This window comes from Jiangella alkaliphila (assembly GCF_900105925.1).
Taxonomy (GTDB): Bacteria; Actinomycetota; Actinomycetes; order Jiangellales; family Jiangellaceae; genus Jiangella; species Jiangella alkaliphila.
On record NZ_LT629791.1, the window covers coordinates 5,124,764 to 5,143,506 of the forward strand.

Here is an 18,743-nt window from a genome sequence, read left to right on the forward strand (position 1 = left end):
TCCCCCGTTCGCCTGTGGCTCGATGCCGCCCCCAGCGTACGCGTCACAATCCGGCGGGGTCGTACGTCTTGGTTGGTGTGGCCAGGACAGTGGCGGGGAAAATCCGATGCGCGACGGCGTCAGCGGCAGTCATGCTTGCGGGCGTGGACGGGGACCGGGGGACGTACGGGCGTGATCGCTCTCACACCCGCAATGGTTGCGGGTGCGTTAGTATTCTCGGGTGTCCGCCTCCGAGCTCGAGCTCATCCGCGCGCTGGAGGCGCTCTTCCATCAGCTGTCGTGCACCAAGGCCGACTCCGATCTGCGGTCCATGGTCGAGATGGATCTGTCCATCTCCCAGTTCCGCTGCCTCATCCTGCTCGGCCGGCATGCCGAGGCGCTGCCGATCAACGAGCTGGCCGACGGTCTCGACCTCACGCTGGCCACGGCCGGTCGCAACGTCGACCGCCTGCTCGCGCACGGGCTGGTCGAACGGCGTGAGGACCCGCAGGACCGCAGGGTCCGGCTGGTCTCGCTGTCCGACACGGGGAGGTCGATCATGACCGAGATCGACGCCCACCACCGCAACGCACTCGTGGCGTTCGCCCAGTCCCTCGACCCGGCGGACCGGGACCGGCTCACCGCCGCGCTCGCTCCGATCGTCGAACCATCCGCACCATCTCGCCTGGAGGAACAACTCTCATGAGTGCACCGGCCGGACCCCCCGACACCGGGTCTGACAAGCTCGATCGCGGCGTCCTGAAGGTCGCCGGCGTGGTGGTGCTCGGCGCCATCATGTCGATCCTCGACATCACGGTCGTCAGCATCGCGCTGCCGACCTTCCAGTCCGAGTTCAACGCCACCTACGCCACCGTCGCTTGGACGATGACGGCGTACACCCTGGCTCTGGCCGCGGTCATCCCGATCAGCGGCTGGGCGGCGGACCGGTTCGGCACCAAGCGGCTCTACCTGACGTCGCTCGTCCTGTTCACCCTCGGCTCGGTGCTGTGTGCCATGGCCTGGGACATCGGCCCGCTCATCGGCGCCCGCGTGCTGCAGGGCCTCGGCGGCGGCATGCTGATGCCGCTGGGCATGACGATCATGACCCGCGCCGCCGGCCCGGACCGCGTCGGCCGCGTCATGGCCGTGCTGGGCGTGCCGATGCTGCTGGGCCCGATCGGCGGCCCGATCCTCGGCGGCTGGCTGATCGACGTCGCCTCCTGGCACTGGATCTTCCTGATCAACCTGCCCATCGGCATCGTCGGCATCTTCGCGGCGTGGCGGGTGCTGCCGCGCGACACCGAGCAGCCGTCCGAGACGTTCGACTTCCTCGGTATGGCGCTGCTCTCCCCCGGCCTCGCGGCGTTCCTGTACGGCGTGTCGTCGATCCCGGAGCACGGCACGGTCAACAACGCCGAGGTGCTCATCCCGGCCATCATCGGCCTGGCCCTCGTGGTCGCGTTCGTCTTCCACGCGCTGCGCAAGGACCACCCGCTGATCGACCTGCGGCTGTTCCTCAACCGGCACCTCACCATCGCCGTCGTGACGATGTCGCTGTTCATCGTGGCCTTCATGGGCGCCGGTCTGCTGTTCCCCGGCTACTTCGTGCAGGTCCGCGGCGAGAGCACGCTGATGGCCGGTCTGCTGATCGCGCCCCAGGGTCTCGGCGCCATGGTGACGATGCCGATCGCGGGCCGGTTCACCGACAAGGCCGGCCCCGGCAAGCTGGTGCTCGGCGGCATCGTGCTCATCGCCATCGGCATGGGGACGTTCACCCAGCTCGACGCCGACACGCCGTACGGGCTGCTGATGGGCGCGCTGTTCGTCATGGGCCTCGGCATGGGCATGACGATGATGCCGATCATGACCGCCGCGCTGGCCAGCCTCACGCACGGCGAGGTGGCCCGTGGGTCGACGCTGATGAACATCGTCCAGCAGACCGGCGGCTCGATCGGTACCGCCGTCATGTCGGTCATCCTGACGAACAACATCATCAACAACCAGTCCGCCGCCACGTTCTACGGCGCGGTCCAGACCCAGTCCGAGGACCAGCTGCCGCCGGACCTCTTCGCGGCCGGACAGCAGGCGCTGGCCGAGGCGTTCGGCAACACCTACGTGGTGGCGGTCGTGCTGGTCCTGCTCTGCCTCGTCCCGGCGTTCTTCCTGCCGCGGTCGAAGCAGGAGCTGCGTCTCGACCCCCGCGAGGAGGGCGAGGGCGACGCCAGCCAGGCGCCGCCGGTCGTCCTGCACTGAGGCCGGCTTCGCACGAAGGCCCCGTCCGGCGTTCTGCCGGGCGGGGCCTTTGCCGAGCTACGCCAGCTGGCCGCTGGCTCCATCGTCGGGGCGCGGATCGAAGCACCTCACCCGCCGCAGGTGCACCTCACCCTCCTGAGGACCACTTGCGGGCCTGATCCACTCGTCATGCGGTCGCCAGACGAGTGAGGTACACACCAGCCGAGCGAGGTGCCCGCCCAAGCACCTTGGCCAGCCTGGTCGTCGCACCAGGCCGGGCATATCGGGCGCAGTCACGACGACCAGCCTTGCCAAGGGCGGCACCGGGCCGTCAGTGCGAGACGCGCATTCGAAGATCTCCCGGCCCAGCGCGGCGACAGCCGAAAGCGCAACAGGCTCTGTCGGGGGTCAGGTCATTGGTGATCATGGGGAAGGCGGAGATATCGATTGTTCACCCGCACAGCCCTGCCCGCGTACCGGAGGCGGGTCTAATGTCGGACGGTGCCGGGTCCGGTCCGCGGATCCGGAGTCTCCCGACGAGGAGGTCGGACCATGAGCACGCTGCTCAACCCGTACATCGGGTTCCGTGACAACGCGCGGCAGGCGCTGGAGTTCTACCAGTCGGTCTTCGGCGGCGAGCTGCAGCTCAGCACGTTCGCCGACCTCGGCGCCAGCCACGACCCGGCCGAGTCGGGCAAGATCATGCACGGCCAGCTGGAGACCGAGAACGACCTGGTGCTGATGGCCGCCGACACGCCGAGCGACATGGAGTACACGCCCGGCGGCAGTGTCTCGATCTCGCTCAGCGGCGACGACGAGCCCACGCTGCGCGGCTACTGGGAGGCGCTGTCCGGCGACGGCACCGTCACCGTGCCGTTGGAGAAGGCGCCGTGGGGCGACACCTTCGGCATGTGCGTCGACCCGTACGGGGTCAGCTGGATGGTCAACATCCTGGGGGCGAAGCCGCCGCAGTAGCGGCCAGCTCGTCGCGATAGGCGGCGGTGCACGGCTGGACCGTGCAGACCGCACGGTGCACCGGTGACACCGTGCATCTACGGCCGTGCGCGGAACCGGCCGAGGCTGCGGGTATGACACTGACGCACACCACCCACCGCCACGGACGACGCGCGTTCGTCCGTCATTACCTCGAGATGCTGGTGGCCATGGCCGCCGGCATGATGCTCGGCCCGCTGCTGCGCTCGGCCGCCGGGCTGGAGCCGTCCGCCGGAGCCGGAACCGGCGCCGTCCTGATGGCCGTCGACATGTCCGTCGCGATGGTCGTCTGGATGCGGATCCGCGGCCACGGCTGGCCGGCGACGCTGGAGATGGCCGGCGTCATGGTCGCGCCGGTCGCCGTCCTGGCGCCGCTGCACTGGCTCGGCCTGTTCGGCGCCGACGCCCTGCTGCTGGCCGAGCACGTCGTCATGCTGCCGCTCATGTGGCTGGCGATGCTGCGCCGGCCGGCCGAGTACGGGCGGTGGACGCGATGACGGCAGCGACGGCGGCCCCGTCCGTCCCCTGGTACCGGCACGTCGCCGCGCGCTGGCCCGCCGCGCTCGCCGTCGTCATGACCGTCCTGACGTTCGGCGGCGCCGAGACGGTCGACGGCATGCACTCGTTCGCCGAGATCCTGCCGATGCTCCCCCTGCTCTACGTGGTCGTCGCGACGCTGGAGCGGCGCCGGGCGACCTGGCCGCTGGTCGTCGTCGGGTTCGCGCTGGTGTTCCTGCTCCGAGGCCTCGACCTGATCTCCCCCGCCGTCGTGTTCTGGGCGATCGCGCTGGTCACGCTGGTGTGGACCGCCGTCGGCGGGCGGCTGTGGCGCGACGGGGTGCTGCAGGCCCAGGCGGTGGGGATGCTGGTGTTCGGCGGGCTCGGGCTGGCCGGGCTGATCATCGACCCGGACGTCGGCCGCTACCTGGTCGCGGCCGGCTGGTTCTTCCACGGCGTCTGGGACGTCGTCCACCTGAAGCTGGACAAAGTGGTCGCGCGGTCGTTCGCCGAGTGGTGCGCGATCATCGACGTCGTCATCGGTATCGAACTGCTGCTCAAGCTCTGAGTCGGGGTAATACTGTGCTGACGAGCCGCTGGAGGTCACATGGGCGAGGACGTCGGCAGGCAGGAGTTCAGCCGGGCGGACCGGACGAAGTACCGCGCCAAGGTCCGCCGGGGCCTCGACGCCTTCGAGCGCATGCTCCGTGAGGCGCAGTTCGAGTTCGACCGGCCGATGACCGGGCTGGAGATCGAGCTGAACCTCGTCGACGAGCACCAGGACCCGGCCATGCGCAACGCCGAGGCGCTGGAGGCCATCGCCGACCCGGCCTTCCAGACCGAGCTCGGCCAGTGGAACCTGGAGATCAACCTCGCACCGCGCGAGCTGGACGGCGCCGGCGTGACGGCGTTCGAGGAGGACGTCCGCGCCAGCCTGAACGCCGCCGAGCAGAAGGCCGGCGCCGTCGGCGCGCACCTGGCGATGATCGGGATCCTGCCCACGCTGCGGCTGGAGCACATGACCGGGCACGCGCTGTCGGTGAACCCGCGCTACGAGCTGCTCAACGACCAGATCCTGTCCGCCCGCGGCGAGGACCTGCACCTGGCCGTCGACGGCGCCGAGCGGCTGCGCGTCTCGTGCGACACCATCGTCCCCGAGGCGGCCTGCACGAGCACCCAGTTCCACCTGCAGGTCAGCCCGGAGCAGTTCCCCGCCGTCTGGAACGCCGCCCAGGCCGTCGCGGGCGTGCAGATCGCCGTCGGCGCGAACTCGCCGTTCCTGCTCGGCAAACAGCTGTGGGCCGAGACCCGCATCGCGCTGTTCGAGCAGGCCACCGACACCCGCAGCGAGGAGCTCAAGGCGCAGGGCGTGCGGCCACGGGTGTGGTTCGGCGAACGGTGGATCACCTCGATCTTCGACCTGTTCGAGGAGAACGTGCGGTACTTCCCCGCGCTGCTGCCGATCGTCGCCGACGAGGACCCGATCGCGGTGCTGGACCGCGGCGACACCCCTGAGCTGGCCGAGCTGCGGCTGCACAACGGCACCATCTACCGCTGGAACCGGCCGGTCTACGACGTCGTCCGCGGGCGCGCGCACCTGCGGGTCGAGAACCGCGTGCTGCCGGCCGGGCCGACCGTCGCCGACACCTTGGCGAATGGCGCGTTCTACTACGGGCTGGTGCGGAAGCTGTCCGAGGAGGACCGGCCGGTGTGGACGCAGATGTCGTTCAGCGCCGCTGAGGAGAACTTCCACGCCTGCGCCCGCGAGGGCCTCGACGCCCAGGTGTACTGGCCGGGGCTGGGGCACGTCCCGGTCGCCGAGCTGGTGCTGCGCCGGCTGCTGCCGATGGCCTACGACGGCCTGCGCGACTGGGGCGTCGACACCGCGGAGCAGGAGCGGCTGCTGGGCATCGTCGAGCGGCGCTGCGCCGAGCACCGCAACGGCTCCGACTGGCAGGTCGCCGCGTTCCGGCGCCGGTTCGACGGCACGTCCGTGGAGCGCTACGACGCACTGCGCGGCATGCTGCGCTCCTACGTCGACCACATGCACACCAACGAGCCGGTGCACACCTGGGCCGTCGACTGAGCCTTCGTCCCGCCGCGTGCCGTCGTTCCCGGGCCGTTCATCGCCCATTCAGGACCCACGTCAAAACTATGCGGGTTAGTACTGCCGTCGTTAGTAGAGAAGAGGCATCCATGGGCGAGCGGGTCGAGGGTCCGGAGCCGGGCCTGTCGCGGCGCCAGCTGATGAAGTACGCGGGCGTCGGCGCGACGCTCGCGGCGGCGTCCACCGTCGCCGGCGGCAACGCCTCCTGGGCCGACGAGGACGACCGGGGCGCGGCGCCGTCGTCGGGCGGGTCGGGCGGTTCACGCGGCCGCGCCTGGCGAGCCGGCGACCACCACATCCACTCCGAGTACAGCGGCGAGTTCGACACGTCCGTCAACCCGCCCGTCTTCCACAAGGGCGCCGACGCCGTCTACCCGATCGTCACCAACGCGATCATGGCCAAGAACTTCGGCCTGACCTGGGCGATGTGCACCGACCACGGAGGACCGACGCACTCGAAGGTCAACCTCGAGCAGGCCTACCCCGACCTGCTGCTGTCGCGCCGGCTCGTCCCGGACGTGCTGCAGTTCTGGGGCATGGAGTTCGACGCGCCGGCCATGGACCACCACACGCTGATGATCCCCCGCCACGACGACGAGGCGCGGATGCTGTTCGAGCTGGAGAGCCGGTTCGCCAAGCACGACGCGTTCCCGTCCGACCCGGGCCGCGACACCGAGCCGAAGATGGTCGAGTTCCTCAAGGTGGCCAAGGGCATGAGCCCGAAGCCGCTGGTCATCGCCCACCACGCGGCCCGCTCGGCGTCCGGCCTCGGCGTCTGGGGCCAGGACACCCCGCACGAGTTCCGCAACGGCAACAACGCCGCGCCCGACATCTACGTCGGCTTCGAGGGCGCGCCCGGGCACCAGGCCGGCCCGCTCAACGGCGGCGCCCGCGGCGGCTACGGCAACTACCCGACGCACGGCGGCTACGACCAGATGACCGCGCAGGTCGGCGGCCTGTGGGACTCGCTGCTCGGCGAGGGCCGCAAGTGGTGGATCACCGCGACGTCGGACTCGCACGTCCACTGGACCCGCGGCGGCTCGGACTTCTGGCCCGGCGAGTACAGCAAGACCTACGTGCACGCCAAGCAGGACTACGCCGACATCATGGACGGCCTGCGCACCGGCCGGATCTTCGTCACGACCGGCGACCTGGTCAGGTCGCTGGACGTGTCGGCGACCAGCCGGCGCAAGACCGTCGCCGTCGGCGAGACGCTCACCCTGGACCGCCGCGCCCGCAACGACGTCGAGATCGAGATCCGGTTCCGGCCGCTCGGCGGGACCAACGCCAACGGTGACCGGCCCGAGGTCACCCGCGTGGACCTCATCGTCGGCGAGGTCACCGGCCCGGTCAGCGACCTCGACGCCGCCACCAACCCCACCACCCAGGTCGTCGCCCGGTTCGGCCCGGGCGACTGGCAGCGGCAGGGCGAGGAGTACGTCGTCCGGCACACCGTCCGCGACGCGGAGGCGAGCTTCTACGCCCGGGTCCGCGGCACCAGCACCGACGAGCTCGAGCCCGCGGCGGACGGCCTGGAGAGCCCGTGGGAGGACCTCTGGTTCTACTCGAACCCGGTGTTCGTCCGCATCCGCTGACCCCCAACCCCGCCCAAGTTGATCTTGGAGTAAAGCGGCCATCTATCGGACAAATGCCACCGCAATTGCCCGCTTACTCCAAGATCAACTTTGGGTGGCCGCGGCGACGGCCAATGCCACCACGCCTCCAGGTACGGCCGCGAGCACCGTCAGGCCGGCGAGTCCGAGGAGCATCGGCCACCGGCCGGGCGTGCGTGGCTCGGCGGCACGGCCGAGCAGGCGCTCCACCCGCGCCGCGACGTCCGTGCCGGCGACGCCCAGCGAGCCCGCCGGCCGCGCCGTCCCCGCCAGCTTGACCAGCGCCGACGCCGTCGTGAAGGGGGACGTGCGGCGGGCGGCGGCGTCGTCGGCGTGCATCTCGGCGAGCACTCGGAGCGCTCGATGGCCGACCCGCGCGGCCGGGATCCACGGCGCCGCGGCGGCGAACGTCCCGGCGACGGTGAGCAGCCGGTCGTGCCGGGCCCGCAGGTGCGCCCGTTCGTGCTCGAGAACGGCGGCCAGCTCGGGCCGGCTCAGCACGTCGCGGGCGGCCGTCGTCAGCACGACGGCGCCCGGCCGGCCGGGGACGGCGTACGCGGCCGGCTGAGCGGCGTCGACGACGAGGACGTCGAGGTGCGCCGTCGGCCGGGCGACCAGGGCGAGGTCGCGCAGGTGCGACCGCCGCGCCACGGCGGCGCGGTGCACCGTCATCGCCACCGCGACGGCGCCGCCCAGCACGACCGCCGTCTCGGCGACCGCGATGACGCCGTCCAGCGCCGGCCCGCCGACGTGCTCGTCGACGTGCTCGTCGCGAGGGCCGAGCAGCAGGTGCAGCGCCATCGTCAGCCCGGCCGCCAGCAGCGTGCCGGCCGTCGCCGGGAACAGCAGCAGCCAGGCGGCGATGCCGGCGCGCGGGAACCGGTACGTCCACCGGGCCGCCGCCAGCGGTCGCGGCAGCAGCCACAGCCCGGCCAGCCCGAGCGCGGCCGCCGCCAACGCCGTCACGGCGTCGCGTCCCCGCCGCGCTCCCGGTGCCGTTCCAGCGCCTCCACCAGCCGCCGGACGTCGGCGTCGTCGAGCCGGTCGGCGAACCTGATCAGCACCGCCGCCGGGTCGGGGCTGTCCGACAGCGCCGTCTCGACCAGGTCGGCGGCGAAGTCCTCGCGCGACGTGCGCGGCCGGTAGACGTGCGCCCGTCCGGTCAGCTCGCGGGCCAGCACGGCCTTGCGGAACAGGTTGTCCATGACGGTGAGCACCGTGGTGTAGGCCACCGGCCGCGACGGCTGCAGCGTCTCGGCGACCTGGCGCACCGTCAGCGGCGTCTGCGACCTCCACATGACGTCCATGACGGCCGCCTCCAGCGACCCCAGCCGGCTCCTCGCCATCGGCACTCCTCCCCAGTCCGGGTTGGACCGAAGCATAGGCCCCGGGGTTTAACCGGATGAGGTCTGTCGGTGCCGCGTGTTAGAACTGCGGACGATGACCACCACCGCGACGCGCACCGAGTTCACCGTCGCCGGGCAGCCGGAGTACGACCGGCGCGGCCCGGTGCGCTGGATCGTGTCGCACCAGCTGCGCAACCCGTGGCACCTGGCCGGCTTCCTGTTCGGCTCGGTCACCATGGTGGTGCTCAACTCCATGATCCCGGGGCTGGTCGGCGACGCCTTCGACACGGTCCTCGACGAGACCGCCGACCGCGGCGCCGAGTTGAGCACCATCGCGCTGATCCTGCTGGTCGTCGTCCTCGCCCGGTCGGCGCTCGACTTCGTCGCCCGGCTGTGCACCGAGGTGCTGGCCAAGCGCATCGAACGCGACGCGCGCAACGAGCTGTACGTCAGCCTGCTCGGCAAGAGCCAGACGTTCCACAACCGGCAGCGCGTCGGCGACCTCATGGCCCGCGGCGCCAACGACGTCCGCCAGCTCGGCACCATGTTCAGCCCCGGCATCGACCTGCTGGTCGACTCCCTGACACAGGGCATCGTCCCGATCGTGTTCATCGCGTTCCTCGACCCACGGCTGCTGGTGGCGCCGCTGATCTTCGCGGTCGCGTTCGTGTGGTCGATCCGCCGGTTCATGCGGCAGCTGGCGCCGGTGTCGGCCCGGCTGCGCGAGGACTACGGCACCCTGAACGCCGGGCTGAACGAGACCATCCGCGGCATCGAGGTGGTCAAGGCGACCGGCCAGGAGCGCCAGGAGCTGGGCAAGTTCGGCCGCAACGCCCGCCGCTACCGCGACGCCTACGTCCAGCAGGGCCTCATCCAGGCCCGCTACCTGCCGACGCTGCTGCTGTCCGTCGCGACCGCCGGCGGGTTGCTGCACGGGCTGTGGCTGCTCGACGCCGGCGAGCTGAGCGTCGGCGGGCTGATCACCTACATCGGGCTGCTCGGCCTGCTCGGGTTCCCGGCGTTCGTCTCGATCTTCTCGTTCTCACTGGTGCAGAACGGCATCGCCAGCGCCAACCGGCTGCTCACGCTGATGCGCGAAGAGACCGAGCTCGACCACAACGAGGCCGGCCACGTCGCGCCCATGCGCGGCGCCATCGAGTTCCAGGACGTCACGTTCGGCTACGGCGGCCAGCCGGTGCTCGAGCACCTGTCGTTCCGCATCGAGCCGGGCCAGACGGTCGCCGTCGTCGGCGAGACCGGCTCGGGCAAGACCACGCTGACCAAGCTGGTCAACCGCATCTACGACACCGGGTCCGGGCGCATCCTGGTCGACGGCGTCGACGTGCGCGACTGGAACCTCGACTCCCTGCGCTCGCAGATCTCCACCATCGAGCAGGACATCGTGCTGTTCAGCCGGCCGGTCCACGAGAACATCGCGTTCAGCCTCGGTCAGCAGGCCTCCCGCGACGACGTCGTCCGCGCGGCGAAGGACGCCCAGGCGCACGAGTTCGTCACGGCGCTCGACGACGGCTACGACACCGTCATCGGCGAGCGCGGCGTCACGCTCTCCGGCGGCCAGCGCCAGCGGCTGGCCATCGCCCGGGCGCTGCTCACCGACCCCGCCATCCTGGTGCTCGACGACTCCACAAGCGCCATCGACAGCGCCACCGAGGACGAGATCCAGCGGGCCATCCAGCGCGTCCTCGAGGGCCGCACGACGCTGCTCATCACCCACCGCCTGTCGCAGATCCGGTGGGCCGACAAGGTCCTGCTGCTGCAGCGCGGTCGGCTGGTCGACGAGGGCTCGCACGACGAGCTGCTCGGCCGCTGCGCGCTCTACCGGCGCATCTTCGCCCACTACGACGAGGTGAGCGGCTGATGGCCTTCATCATGGACGGCCTCGACGCCGAGGCGTACGACCGCACCTACGAAGACCGCGACCTGCTGCGCCGCATCCTGCGCTACTTCCGGTCCAAGACGCGGGTCATGGGGCTCATCGCGGGCGCCATCGTGTTGCAGTCGCTCATGCAGGCGGCGTTCCCGATCCTGGTCAGCGAAGGCCTCGACCGCATCGTCGACGACCGCAGCACCGGCCTGGTCGTGGCGCTGGTGTCGGCGGTGCTGGTCACCGGCGTGCTCGGCTGGGTGTTCAACTTCGTGCAGCGCTGGTACACCGCGACGGTCGTCGGCGACGTCGTGCTCGACCTGCGCGAGGACGCCTTCGACGCCGTCCTCGACCGCGACATGTCCTTCTACGACGAGCACGCGTCGGGCAAGGTGGTCAGCCGGGTCACGTCCGACACCGAGGACTTCGCCACCGTCGTCACGCTGACGCTGAACCTCATCAGCCAGGTGCTGCTGGTCGGGCTCGTCACCGTGCTGCTGTTCACCCGCAACGTCGAGCTGGCGCTGCTGGTCATGGCGGTCGTGCCGGTCATCGTCGCGATGGCGCTGGGCTTCCGGCGCATCGCCCGCGAGACGACGCGGCACCAGCAACGGTCGCTCGCGAAGGTCAACGCGACGCTGCAAGAGACCATGGGCGGCATCTCCGTGGCGAAGAACTTCCGCCAGGAGCAGACCATCTACGGCGAGTTCCAGCCGATCAACGGGCAGAACTACCAGGTCACGCTCAAGCAGGGTTTCGTGTTCGGCGCGATCTTCCCGGCGCTGTTCGCGGTGGCCGGGCTGGCCACGGTCATGCTGGTGCGGGTCGGCGGCGGACGGGTGATCGAGGGCGACATCTCGGCCGGCGACTGGTACCTCTTCCTGCAGAGCGTCGCGCTGTTCTGGCTGCCGCTGACGTCCATCGCGTCGTTCTGGTCGCAGTTCCAGCAGGGGCTGTCCGCGTCCGAGCGGGTGTTCGCGCTGATCGACGCCGAGCCGCTGGTGGTGCAGCGCGACCCTCAGCCGGTCGGCCGGCTGGCCGGGCGCATCGAGCTGCGCGACGTCACGTTCGGCTACACCCCGCAGCACACGGTCCTGCACGGGTTCGACCTCACCATCGCGGCCGGCGAGACCGTCGCGCTGGTCGGGCACACCGGCGCAGGCAAGTCCACCATCGGCCGGCTGCTGGTGCGCTTCTACGAGTTCCAGGGTGGGCAGATCCTCGTCGACGGCACCGACATCCGCTCCGTCGAGCTGACCAGCTACCGCCACCAGCTCGGCGTCGTGCCGCAGTCGCCGTTCCTGTTCTCCGGCACCGTGGCCGACAACATCCGCTACCCCCGCCCCGACGCCTCCGACGACGACGTGCGCGCGGCCGCCGGGTCGGTGGCCGGCGGCGACTGGCTCGACGCGCTGCCCGACGGCCTCGCCACCGAGGTCGGCGAGCACGGCTCGGCGCTGTCGATGGGCCAGCGCCAGCTGGTCGCGCTGGCCCGGCTGCTGCTGCAGGACCCCGCCATCGTCATCCTCGACGAGGCCACCGCCAGCGTCGACCCGCTCACCGAGGCGCAGATCTCCGAGGGCCTCGACGTCGCGCTGGCCGGCCGCACGTCCATCGTCATCGCGCACCGGCTGTCCACCATCGAGCACGCCGACCGCATCATCGTCATGCGCGACGGCGGCATCGTCGAGGAGGGCACACACGCGTCGCTGCTCCGGGCCGGCGGCGCCTACTGCGACGTCTACAACACCTACTTCCGGCACCAGTCCCCCGACTACCGCCCCGGCACCGGCTTCGTCGGCATCCCGGCCGGCGCCGGCGACTGACTCGGCACTCGTCGAGCGGACGTTGGCCGTCCCCTGCTGCCCGTTCTTAGGCAGTTATCAGGGGGACGGGGAAGAACCGGGCACAGCCCGTCGGATTCGTGCCGTTCGCCTGGCTTTGCCCGGTTGGCTTCCTGGGTGTGAGGCGCGTCCTGGGTGTGAGTCGCGCTGAACCGCCGAAATGGGCCTGGAAACGCGACTCACACCCAGGACGCGCTCCACACCCAGGTTGATGAACGCCGGGGTCCTGGTCTGCCGTCACGTCCTGGTCTCCAGTCACGCCGCGAGCCCCGAATCCGCCGTTTCGCGTAACGGCAGACCAGGACGTCACACCAGACCAGGACCCGCCCGTCGTCACACTCCCCCCGTACCCCTGATAGCTGCCAGTTCTTAGACCGCGAGGGTGCGGGTCAAGTCCAAGCCCCCAACCACAGCGAACAATGAACAGCAGAGGCGCGGACTTGAGGCGCACCCTCGCGGCTAAGAGGGCGTCTGATCCGTTGATGTTCTGGTTGTGAGGTTGGCTGGTGTTCGGGTCCTCGTTCTTGGGCGGGTGGTGTGGTAGGGCTCGTCGTTGTGATGTCCAGGGCGCCGTACCGTAGCGATCTGTCCGATGCCCGGTGGGCGCTGATCGAGCCGGTCATGTCCGGGTGGCGTGCGGCCCGGCGCGGGCTGGGGATCAGTGAGCCCGTCCATGACCTGCGAGAGATCGTCAACGCGATCTTGTACGTGAACCGGACCGGCATCGCCTGGGAGTACTTGCCGCACGGGGCGTGTTGAATCTTTCGTGTAAGGCCGGGTGGGCCAGGATTGGTCCGGGCGTGTTTGCGTCGTGGCCGCGAGAGGATTCTTTGTGTCGGAGCAGGAGAAGGTTGTCGATTCCTCGGATGAGGCAGCTCGTCGGTTGGCGGCGGTGTTGTCGGATGAGGCGATTGATAATCTGTTGGCGGATGCCGAGTCGTCCGGGACACCGGTTGATGGTGTTCATGGGTTGTTGAATCGGTTGACGTCGAGAGTTCTGGAGCGGGCGTTGGAGACCGAGATGACCGATCATCTCGGTTATGAGCCCGGTGATCCGGCTGGGCGCGGATCGGGGAACTCCCGGAATGGGCGTTCGGCCAAGACGGTCGCGACGACGGCCGGCCCGGTGAACGTGACCGTGCCACGAGACCGGAATTCGACATTCGCCCCGCAGATCGTGCCGAAACACTCCCGGCGTGTCGGCGCGATCGAGGACATCATTCTGTCGTTGTATGCGCGCGGGCTATCGACCCGGGAGATCGAGGCGCACCTGAAGGAGATCTACGACATCAACACGTCGCCGGCGCTGATCTCCAAGATCACCGACGTGGTCGTGGACGAGATCACACTGTGGCAGAACCGGCCGGTCGACGAGGTCTACCCGATCGTCTACGTCGACGCCATCCGGATCCGGGTCCGCGACCGCGGCTCGGTCACGCTGAAGTCCGCACACCTGGTCGTGGGCGTCGACGTCGACGGGTTGAAGGACGTGCTGGGGATCTGGATCGCCGCGGAGGAGGGCGCGAAGTTCTGGGCGCACGTGCTCACGCAGCTGCGCAACCGGGGCCTGCGCGACGTCCTCATCCTGTGCTGCGACGGGCTGACCGGGCTGCCTGACGCCGCGCGCAGCGTGTTCGACAAGGTCACCGTGCAAACCTGTGTGGTGCACGTGATCCGCAATACGATGCGGTTCATCTCCTACGGCGACCGGAAAAAGGTCGCCACGGCGATGCGTCACATCTACACCGCTCCCGGCGTCGCGGCGGCCGAGATCGCGTTGAAAGAATTCGAGCAGAATTTCGGGCAGCAGTATCCCGGCGCGATCGAGGTGTGGAAGAATGCGTGGAACGAGTTCATCCCGTTCCTGGATTACCCGGCCGAGCTACGCCGAATCGTCTACACGACGAACCTGATCGAATCAATCAACTACCAGCTACGGAAGATCACCAAGACCCGCGGCCACTTCCCCGACGATGACGCCGCCATGAAGCTGCTCTTTCTCGGGATCCGTAACATCAGCCGGAAACGAGGAGGAGCATCAGGCACCGGAACCCACGGATGGAAGAAAGCACTCAACTTCCTGGTCGTGGAATTCCCAGGACGACTCACCTAGAAAAGTCACATCAAGGTAAAGGTTTGCCCTGTCTTACACGAAAAACTTGACAGGCCCGCCGCACGACTTCCCGCCGTTCAAGACCGTCTATGACTACTACGCCAAGTGGGAGAAGGACGGGACGACGGAGAAGATCCATGACCTGCTGCGCGGCACGGCGCGCGCAGCGGCCGGGCGGGCCAGTGAGCCCAGCGCGGCGATCCTGGACGCGCAGTCGGTGAAGACGTCGTCGAATGTGGCCGAGTCCGATCAGGGCATCGATGCGGGCAAGAAGATCAAGGGACGCAAGCGGCATATCGCCACCGACACGCTGGGGCTGCTGCTGGTGGTGTTGATCACCGCGGCCAGCGTGCACGACACCGCAGGTGGGCGTGACCTGGTTGATCGCCTCGCCGATCGCCACGCGGGCGTGTCCAAGGCTTGGGTGGACCGCGGCTACCGCGCCAGCGTCGCCCAGCGTGGTGTCGATCGCGGTATCGACGTTCAGGTCGTCCAGAAAGACCCCGGGCTGAAGGGCTTCCACCCGACTCTGCGCTGGCCCGTGGAGCGCACCTTCGGCTGGCTGATGCTGCATCGTCGATTAGTCCGAGATTACGAGACGCTCCCAGAACGTTCCCGCACCATGATCCACTGGGCGATGATCGACAACATGAGCCGCCGGATCACCGGCGAAACCACCCAAACCTGGCACGACGAACCAGCCAACTCAGGCGCACCCCCACAGATCTAGACCAGACGCCCTCTAAGACCATGGGCAGCAGGGGACGGCCAACTGTCGCAAACCCCCGACCAACTCGGCGAACCCCGCACTCCCGGCGTGTGCCTTCAGCCGACCACCAGGGCCGGGTGCCGCGGGTCGTCGGCGCGGACGACGAGGTCGGCGAGGGTCTCCGGGACGGTCTCGGCGGCGTAGCGCTCGTACGCCGGCAGCGTCCACGAATCCTCCGGCGGGGTGAGCCGGCGCAGTGTGGCCGGCCGCAGCGCCAAGTGAACAGCGAGATCGAGGTCCAGCCAGCGGCCCAGCGTCAGGGCGCCGTCCAGGACCAGGACCAGCCCGGGCGGCGCGTCGACGTAGGCGGCGCGGGTAGGGCGGTCGGTGTCGGGGTCGCGCAGGCTCGGCAGGTAGCGGCCGGAGCCGCCGGGCCCGACCGGCTCCAGCACCTCACGGTTCAGCGCGGCGGCGTCGATCCAGTCGTCCAGCAGCGCGTCCGGGTCGTGCGCGCCCTGCTCCAGCCGCAGCGACCGCGGCCGCAGGAAGTCGCGGACGCGGATCCGCGCGACCGGCCGGCCCGCCGACCGCAGCGGTTCCACCAGCGCGTCGGCCAGCCGCTCCGGATGCGCCGCCGGGTGACCGTCGACCACCAGCCGGACGGCGCCGGCCGCCACCGCGACCGAAGCCGCCAGGACGAGCCCGACGATGCGGTCCACCAGCACGTCCTCGGTCACCGGCTGCACCCGCACGAGACCATGCTGCCACCGTCCGACCCGTGCCCTACTGTGACCGCATGCGGCTGGCGGGATCGACCATCGTGCTCACCGGCGCGACGTCGGGCATCGGGCGGGCGACGGCGCTGGAGCTGGCGGCCGCACGGCCCCGGCGGCTGGTGGTGCACGGCCCGCAGCCGGCCGCCGAGACGGCCGGCCTGGTCGAAGAGCTGGACGCCGCGCTCGGCTCGACCGGCGAGGTCGTCTACCTGTCCGCCGACTACGGCGTGCTGGACGAGGTCGCCGAGCTGGCGGCGGGCGTGCGGGCGGCCTGCCCCGACGGCGTCGACCTGCTGATCAACAACGCCGCCCGGCCCGGGCCGCGGACGCGCACGCTGACCGCCGACGGCCACGAGGCGACGCTGCAGACGAACTACTTCGCGCCGGTCGCGCTGACCACGCTGCTGTTCGACGTCATCGGCGCCGGCCGCGCCGGGCGCATCGTCAACGTCGCGTCGGCCACCCACTTCTCGGCCGAGCTGGGGCTGGACGATCTCGAGCTGGCCAGGTCGGGCTACTCCCCCGCGTCGGCGTACGCGCGGTCGAAGCTGGCGCTGGTGACGTGGACCTGCCGGCTCGCCGGGCGCCGGCCGCGGCCCACCATCGAGTTCGTCAGCGTGCACCCGGGCGTCATCGCCACCGAGCTGCTGCACGCGATGTTCTCCATCGGCGGCGACACCCCGGAGCACGCGGCCGCCAACCTGCTCGCCGTCGCCCAGCGCGACGACGACAACGGCACGTACTACGACGAGCGGCGCCCGGCCACGCCGAACCCGATCGCGCTGGACCCGGTCGCCCAGGAGCTGCTCGACGGCATCACGCTGCGGGTGCTGGCGCCCGTTCTGCCCGCCGCGAGCGCGTGAGCCGCCGCGGCGCGTCCAGCACGAACAGCACCTTCCCGGCGTGGTCGCCGTACCTGACCAGCAGCGACGCCACGCACACCGCCACGTAACCGGCGCCCAGCGCGCACCACCACAGCCCTTCGGCCAGGAACACCCCGGCCCAGGCCAGCTGGTAGGCGACGCAGAACAGCTCGGCCGCCACGTACGGCCAATGCACCTTGACGCGGTCCCGCCGCCGCTCGGTGGCCGCGCGGCCCGCCTCGCCGGCCTTCGGCGTCCGCTCGAACTCGCTGTGCAGCGGCCCGAACAGGCCCTCGGTGAACGCGCTGAACTGGTGCGGAAGCATGCCGGTGTTGACGACGAGGTACGGCACGATCCGCGTGAACCGGCGCCGGAACACCGACGGCGTGGTCCGCTCCGGGTAGGTGTGCCGGGTCTCGGCCGACGCCAGGCTCGTCACCAGCGTCAGCCACAGCAGGCTCGGCAGCACGTAGAGCGCGAGGCCCGCGCCGGCGCCGAGCGCGCCGAACCACAGCCCGGAGTGGATCAGCGCCGGCAGCACCGTGATCCACACCGCCCACAGCGGCCACTGCCAGGTCGTGCACATGTGGTAGACGAGATGCGCCCGGCGGGCGAGCGACGCGCGGTGCCGGAACAGCAGCGTCCCCAGGTGCAGCCGCTGCACCTGCACCCAGCCCTGGGTCCACCGCTTCTGCTGCGCCTTGTACGCGGTGTAGGTGGCGGGCAGCTCGGCCGGCGCGACGATCTCCTTGACGAACTTGGTGCGGTAGCCGGCGAACAGGTGCCGGAAGCTGAGCTCGCAGTCCTCGACCAGGCTGGCCGCGCGCCACCCGCCGGCTGCCTCGACGGACGCGGCCCGCCACACGCCGGCGGTGCCGGTGAAGTTGACGAACCGCCACATCGCCGAGCGCCACGACATCTGCAGCGTGTGGTGGTCGTCGACCCACAGTGACTGCGCCCTCGTCAGCGCCGACTCGTCGTGATTGAGGTGTCCCCACTGCGCCTGCACCAGCGCGAGCCCGTGGTCCGGGACGCCGTCGGGACGGAAGAAGTGCGGGATCGCGCGGAGCAGGTAGTCGCGCGGCGGCAGGAAGTCGGCGTCGAAGATCGCGATGAACTCGGCGTCGGTCAGCCGGCGCCCGGCCTCCAGCGCGCCGGCCTTGTAGCCGTGCCGGTGCGGGCGCCGCAGCACGCGAACGTCCACGCCGGTCTCCCACCGCAGCCGCGCGCAGACGGCGTCGACCAGCGCCCGCGTGTCGCCGTCGGTGGAGTCGTCGAGCACCTGGACGGTGAGCCGGTCGCTCGGCCAGCGCAGTGCACAGGCCGCCTCGATGGCCCGGCGGGCGACGGCGTGCTCGTTGAACATCGGCAGCTGCACGCACACCGACGGGTAGCGGTACGGCAGCCGGCCGGGCCGCTCCGGCGCCCGGCCGCGCCAGAAGTAGCCCAGCCGCTCGATCACACCACCGGCCAGGAACGCGGCGATGAGCAGCACCGGCAGATGCATCGATGCGGTCAGCAGCCACCAGGCGGTGGTGCCGGCGGACGGACCCTGCACCCCGGTGCCGACGACGACGGCGAACAGCGTCGCGGCCGCGGCCGCGACCCCGACGTTCGGCAGCCACCATGGGAACCCGGCCTGCCGGACCCGCCGCGGCTCGTGCTGGTGCCGTGGCGCGGGCAGCGGTGGTGGAGGCGGCGCAGTCGCGGCTCCGGGGGCAAGGGTCGGCGTTCCGGGCAGCGGTCCGGCAGGCATCGGGAGGCGTTCCTCTCGTCGGGGCGCGA

At 70.4% G+C, this 18,743-nt stretch carries 16 protein-coding genes and 1 pseudogene; 13 read left to right on the top strand and 4 right to left on the bottom strand.

Translation table 11 applies throughout. The features are described 5' to 3' along the window. Positions 1–220: 220 nt before the first annotated feature. The 7 genes from BLV05_RS23520 (at position 221) to BLV05_RS23550 (ending at position 7,404) form a co-directional block, all read left to right on the top strand. Entirely contained in the window at positions 221–685 is a 465-nt protein-coding gene (locus tag BLV05_RS23520) for a MarR family winged helix-turn-helix transcriptional regulator (protein ID WP_052762688.1), read from the top strand. Beyond that, positions 682–2,232 (top strand): DHA2 family efflux MFS transporter permease subunit, encoded by a 1,551-nt coding sequence (locus tag BLV05_RS23525; protein WP_046770132.1) that lies wholly within the window; start codon positions 682–684, stop codon positions 2,230–2,232. The genes BLV05_RS23520 and BLV05_RS23525 overlap by 4 nt, the downstream gene beginning before the upstream one ends. 531 nt (positions 2,233–2,763) lie before the next feature. After that, positions 2,764–3,186, top strand: coding sequence for a VOC family protein (locus tag BLV05_RS23530; RefSeq protein ID WP_046770133.1), 423 nt, complete (start codon positions 2,764–2,766; stop codon positions 3,184–3,186). A 113-nt stretch (positions 3,187–3,299) separates the two neighbouring features. After that, the gene (locus BLV05_RS23535; RefSeq protein ID WP_046770134.1) at positions 3,300–3,701 is read left to right on the top strand and encodes a hypothetical protein; all 402 of its coding nucleotides are present in this window, start codon (positions 3,300–3,302) and stop codon (positions 3,699–3,701) included. Next, positions 3,698–4,270 (top strand): hypothetical protein, encoded by a 573-nt coding sequence (locus tag BLV05_RS23540; RefSeq protein ID WP_046770186.1) that lies wholly within the window; start codon positions 3,698–3,700, stop codon positions 4,268–4,270. The genes BLV05_RS23535 and BLV05_RS23540 overlap by 4 nt, the downstream gene beginning before the upstream one ends. 39 nt (positions 4,271–4,309) lie before the next feature. Next, on the top strand, positions 4,310–5,788 hold the full coding sequence (locus BLV05_RS23545; RefSeq protein ID WP_046770135.1) for a glutamate--cysteine ligase family protein: 1,479 nt from the start codon (positions 4,310–4,312) through the stop codon (positions 5,786–5,788). A gap of 110 nt (positions 5,789–5,898) precedes the next feature. Continuing rightward, positions 5,899–7,404, top strand: coding sequence for a CehA/McbA family metallohydrolase domain-containing protein (locus BLV05_RS23550; protein WP_046770136.1), 1,506 nt, complete (start codon positions 5,899–5,901; stop codon positions 7,402–7,404). Positions 7,405–7,488: 84 nt separating this feature from the next. On the opposite strand, the gene BLV05_RS23555 is transcribed toward BLV05_RS23550, so the two are convergent. Both BLV05_RS23555 and BLV05_RS23560 read right to left on the bottom strand, forming a co-directional pair. Continuing rightward, positions 7,489–8,388 carry a M56 family metallopeptidase gene (locus BLV05_RS23555; protein ID WP_052762689.1) on the bottom strand — a complete coding sequence of 300 codons (900 nt, stop codon included), beginning with the start codon at positions 8,386–8,388 and terminating at the stop codon, positions 7,489–7,491. Continuing rightward, positions 8,385–8,768: a BlaI/MecI/CopY family transcriptional regulator gene (locus tag BLV05_RS23560; RefSeq protein ID WP_052762690.1), complete on the bottom strand. Its 384-nt coding sequence runs from the start codon at positions 8,766–8,768 to the stop codon at positions 8,385–8,387. The genes BLV05_RS23555 and BLV05_RS23560 overlap by 4 nt, the downstream gene beginning before the upstream one ends. Before the next feature lie 94 nt (positions 8,769–8,862). On the opposite strand from BLV05_RS23560, the gene BLV05_RS23565 reads away from it, so the two are divergent. The 5 genes and pseudogenes from BLV05_RS23565 to BLV05_RS23585 all read left to right on the top strand — a co-directional run bounded on the left by BLV05_RS23565 (position 8,863) and on the right by BLV05_RS23585 (position 15,340). After that, positions 8,863–10,647: an ABC transporter ATP-binding protein gene (locus tag BLV05_RS23565; RefSeq protein ID WP_046770138.1), complete on the top strand. Its 1,785-nt coding sequence runs from the start codon at positions 8,863–8,865 to the stop codon at positions 10,645–10,647. Beyond that, on the top strand, positions 10,647–12,479 hold the full coding sequence (locus BLV05_RS23570; RefSeq protein ID WP_046770139.1) for an ABC transporter ATP-binding protein: 1,833 nt from the start codon (positions 10,647–10,649) through the stop codon (positions 12,477–12,479). The genes BLV05_RS23565 and BLV05_RS23570 overlap by 1 nt, the downstream gene beginning before the upstream one ends. A gap of 576 nt (positions 12,480–13,055) precedes the next feature. Further along, positions 13,056–13,244: pseudogene (locus tag BLV05_RS23575) on the top strand (transposase); the annotation flags it as partial. A gap of 136 nt (positions 13,245–13,380) precedes the next feature. Then, the gene (locus BLV05_RS23580) at positions 13,381–14,610 is read left to right on the top strand and encodes an IS256 family transposase (RefSeq protein WP_083421479.1); all 1,230 of its coding nucleotides are present in this window, start codon (positions 13,381–13,383) and stop codon (positions 14,608–14,610) included. A 46-nt stretch (positions 14,611–14,656) separates the two neighbouring features. After that, positions 14,657–15,340, top strand: a complete 684-nt coding sequence (locus BLV05_RS23585; protein ID WP_172860689.1) for an IS5 family transposase — start codon at positions 14,657–14,659, stop codon at positions 15,338–15,340. A gap of 95 nt (positions 15,341–15,435) precedes the next feature. Here the strand turns inward: BLV05_RS23585 and BLV05_RS23590 are convergent, their stop codons facing one another. Continuing rightward, positions 15,436–16,071, bottom strand: a complete 636-nt coding sequence (locus tag BLV05_RS23590) for a nucleoside/nucleotide kinase family protein (protein ID WP_046769544.1) — start codon at positions 16,069–16,071, stop codon at positions 15,436–15,438. 44 nt (positions 16,072–16,115) lie between these two features. Here BLV05_RS23590 and BLV05_RS23595 point away from each other — a divergent pair, with 44 nt between their 5' ends. Continuing rightward, positions 16,116–16,958, top strand: coding sequence for an SDR family NAD(P)-dependent oxidoreductase (locus BLV05_RS23595; protein ID WP_046769545.1), 843 nt, complete (start codon positions 16,116–16,118; stop codon positions 16,956–16,958). On the opposite strand, the gene BLV05_RS23600 is transcribed toward BLV05_RS23595, so the two are convergent. Then, positions 16,912–18,714 (bottom strand): glycosyltransferase family 2 protein, encoded by a 1,803-nt coding sequence (locus BLV05_RS23600; protein WP_052762584.1) that lies wholly within the window; start codon positions 18,712–18,714, stop codon positions 16,912–16,914. The genes BLV05_RS23595 and BLV05_RS23600 overlap by 47 nt on opposite strands. Between the last annotated feature and the right edge of the window lie 29 nt (positions 18,715–18,743).

Bases quoted from the DNA above. Each gene is read 5' to 3' on its own strand.
- BLV05_RS23530 (WP_046770133.1), top strand. From the start codon at position 2,764: ATGAGCACGCTGCTCAACCCGTACATCGGGTTCCGTGACAACGCGCGG.
- BLV05_RS23540 (WP_046770186.1), top strand. From the start codon at position 3,698: ATGACGGCAGCGACGGCGGCCCCGTCCGTCCCCTGGTACCGGCACGTC.
- BLV05_RS23535 (WP_046770134.1), top strand. From the start codon at position 3,300: ATGACACTGACGCACACCACCCACCGCCACGGACGACGCGCGTTCGTC.
- BLV05_RS23595 (WP_046769545.1), top strand. From the start codon at position 16,116: ATGCGGCTGGCGGGATCGACCATCGTGCTCACCGGCGCGACGTCGGGC.
- BLV05_RS23570 (WP_046770139.1), top strand. From the start codon at position 10,647: ATGGCCTTCATCATGGACGGCCTCGACGCCGAGGCGTACGACCGCACC.
- BLV05_RS23560 (WP_052762690.1), bottom strand. From the start codon at position 8,768: ATGGCGAGGAGCCGGCTGGGGTCGCTGGAGGCGGCCGTCATGGACGTC.
- BLV05_RS23525 (WP_046770132.1), top strand. From the start codon at position 682: ATGAGTGCACCGGCCGGACCCCCCGACACCGGGTCTGACAAGCTCGAT.
- BLV05_RS23545 (WP_046770135.1), top strand. From the start codon at position 4,310: ATGGGCGAGGACGTCGGCAGGCAGGAGTTCAGCCGGGCGGACCGGACG.
- BLV05_RS23600 (WP_052762584.1), bottom strand. From the start codon at position 18,714: ATGCCTGCCGGACCGCTGCCCGGAACGCCGACCCTTGCCCCCGGAGCC.
- BLV05_RS23565 (WP_046770138.1), top strand. From the start codon at position 8,863: ATGACCACCACCGCGACGCGCACCGAGTTCACCGTCGCCGGGCAGCCG.
- BLV05_RS23550 (WP_046770136.1), top strand. From the start codon at position 5,899: ATGGGCGAGCGGGTCGAGGGTCCGGAGCCGGGCCTGTCGCGGCGCCAG.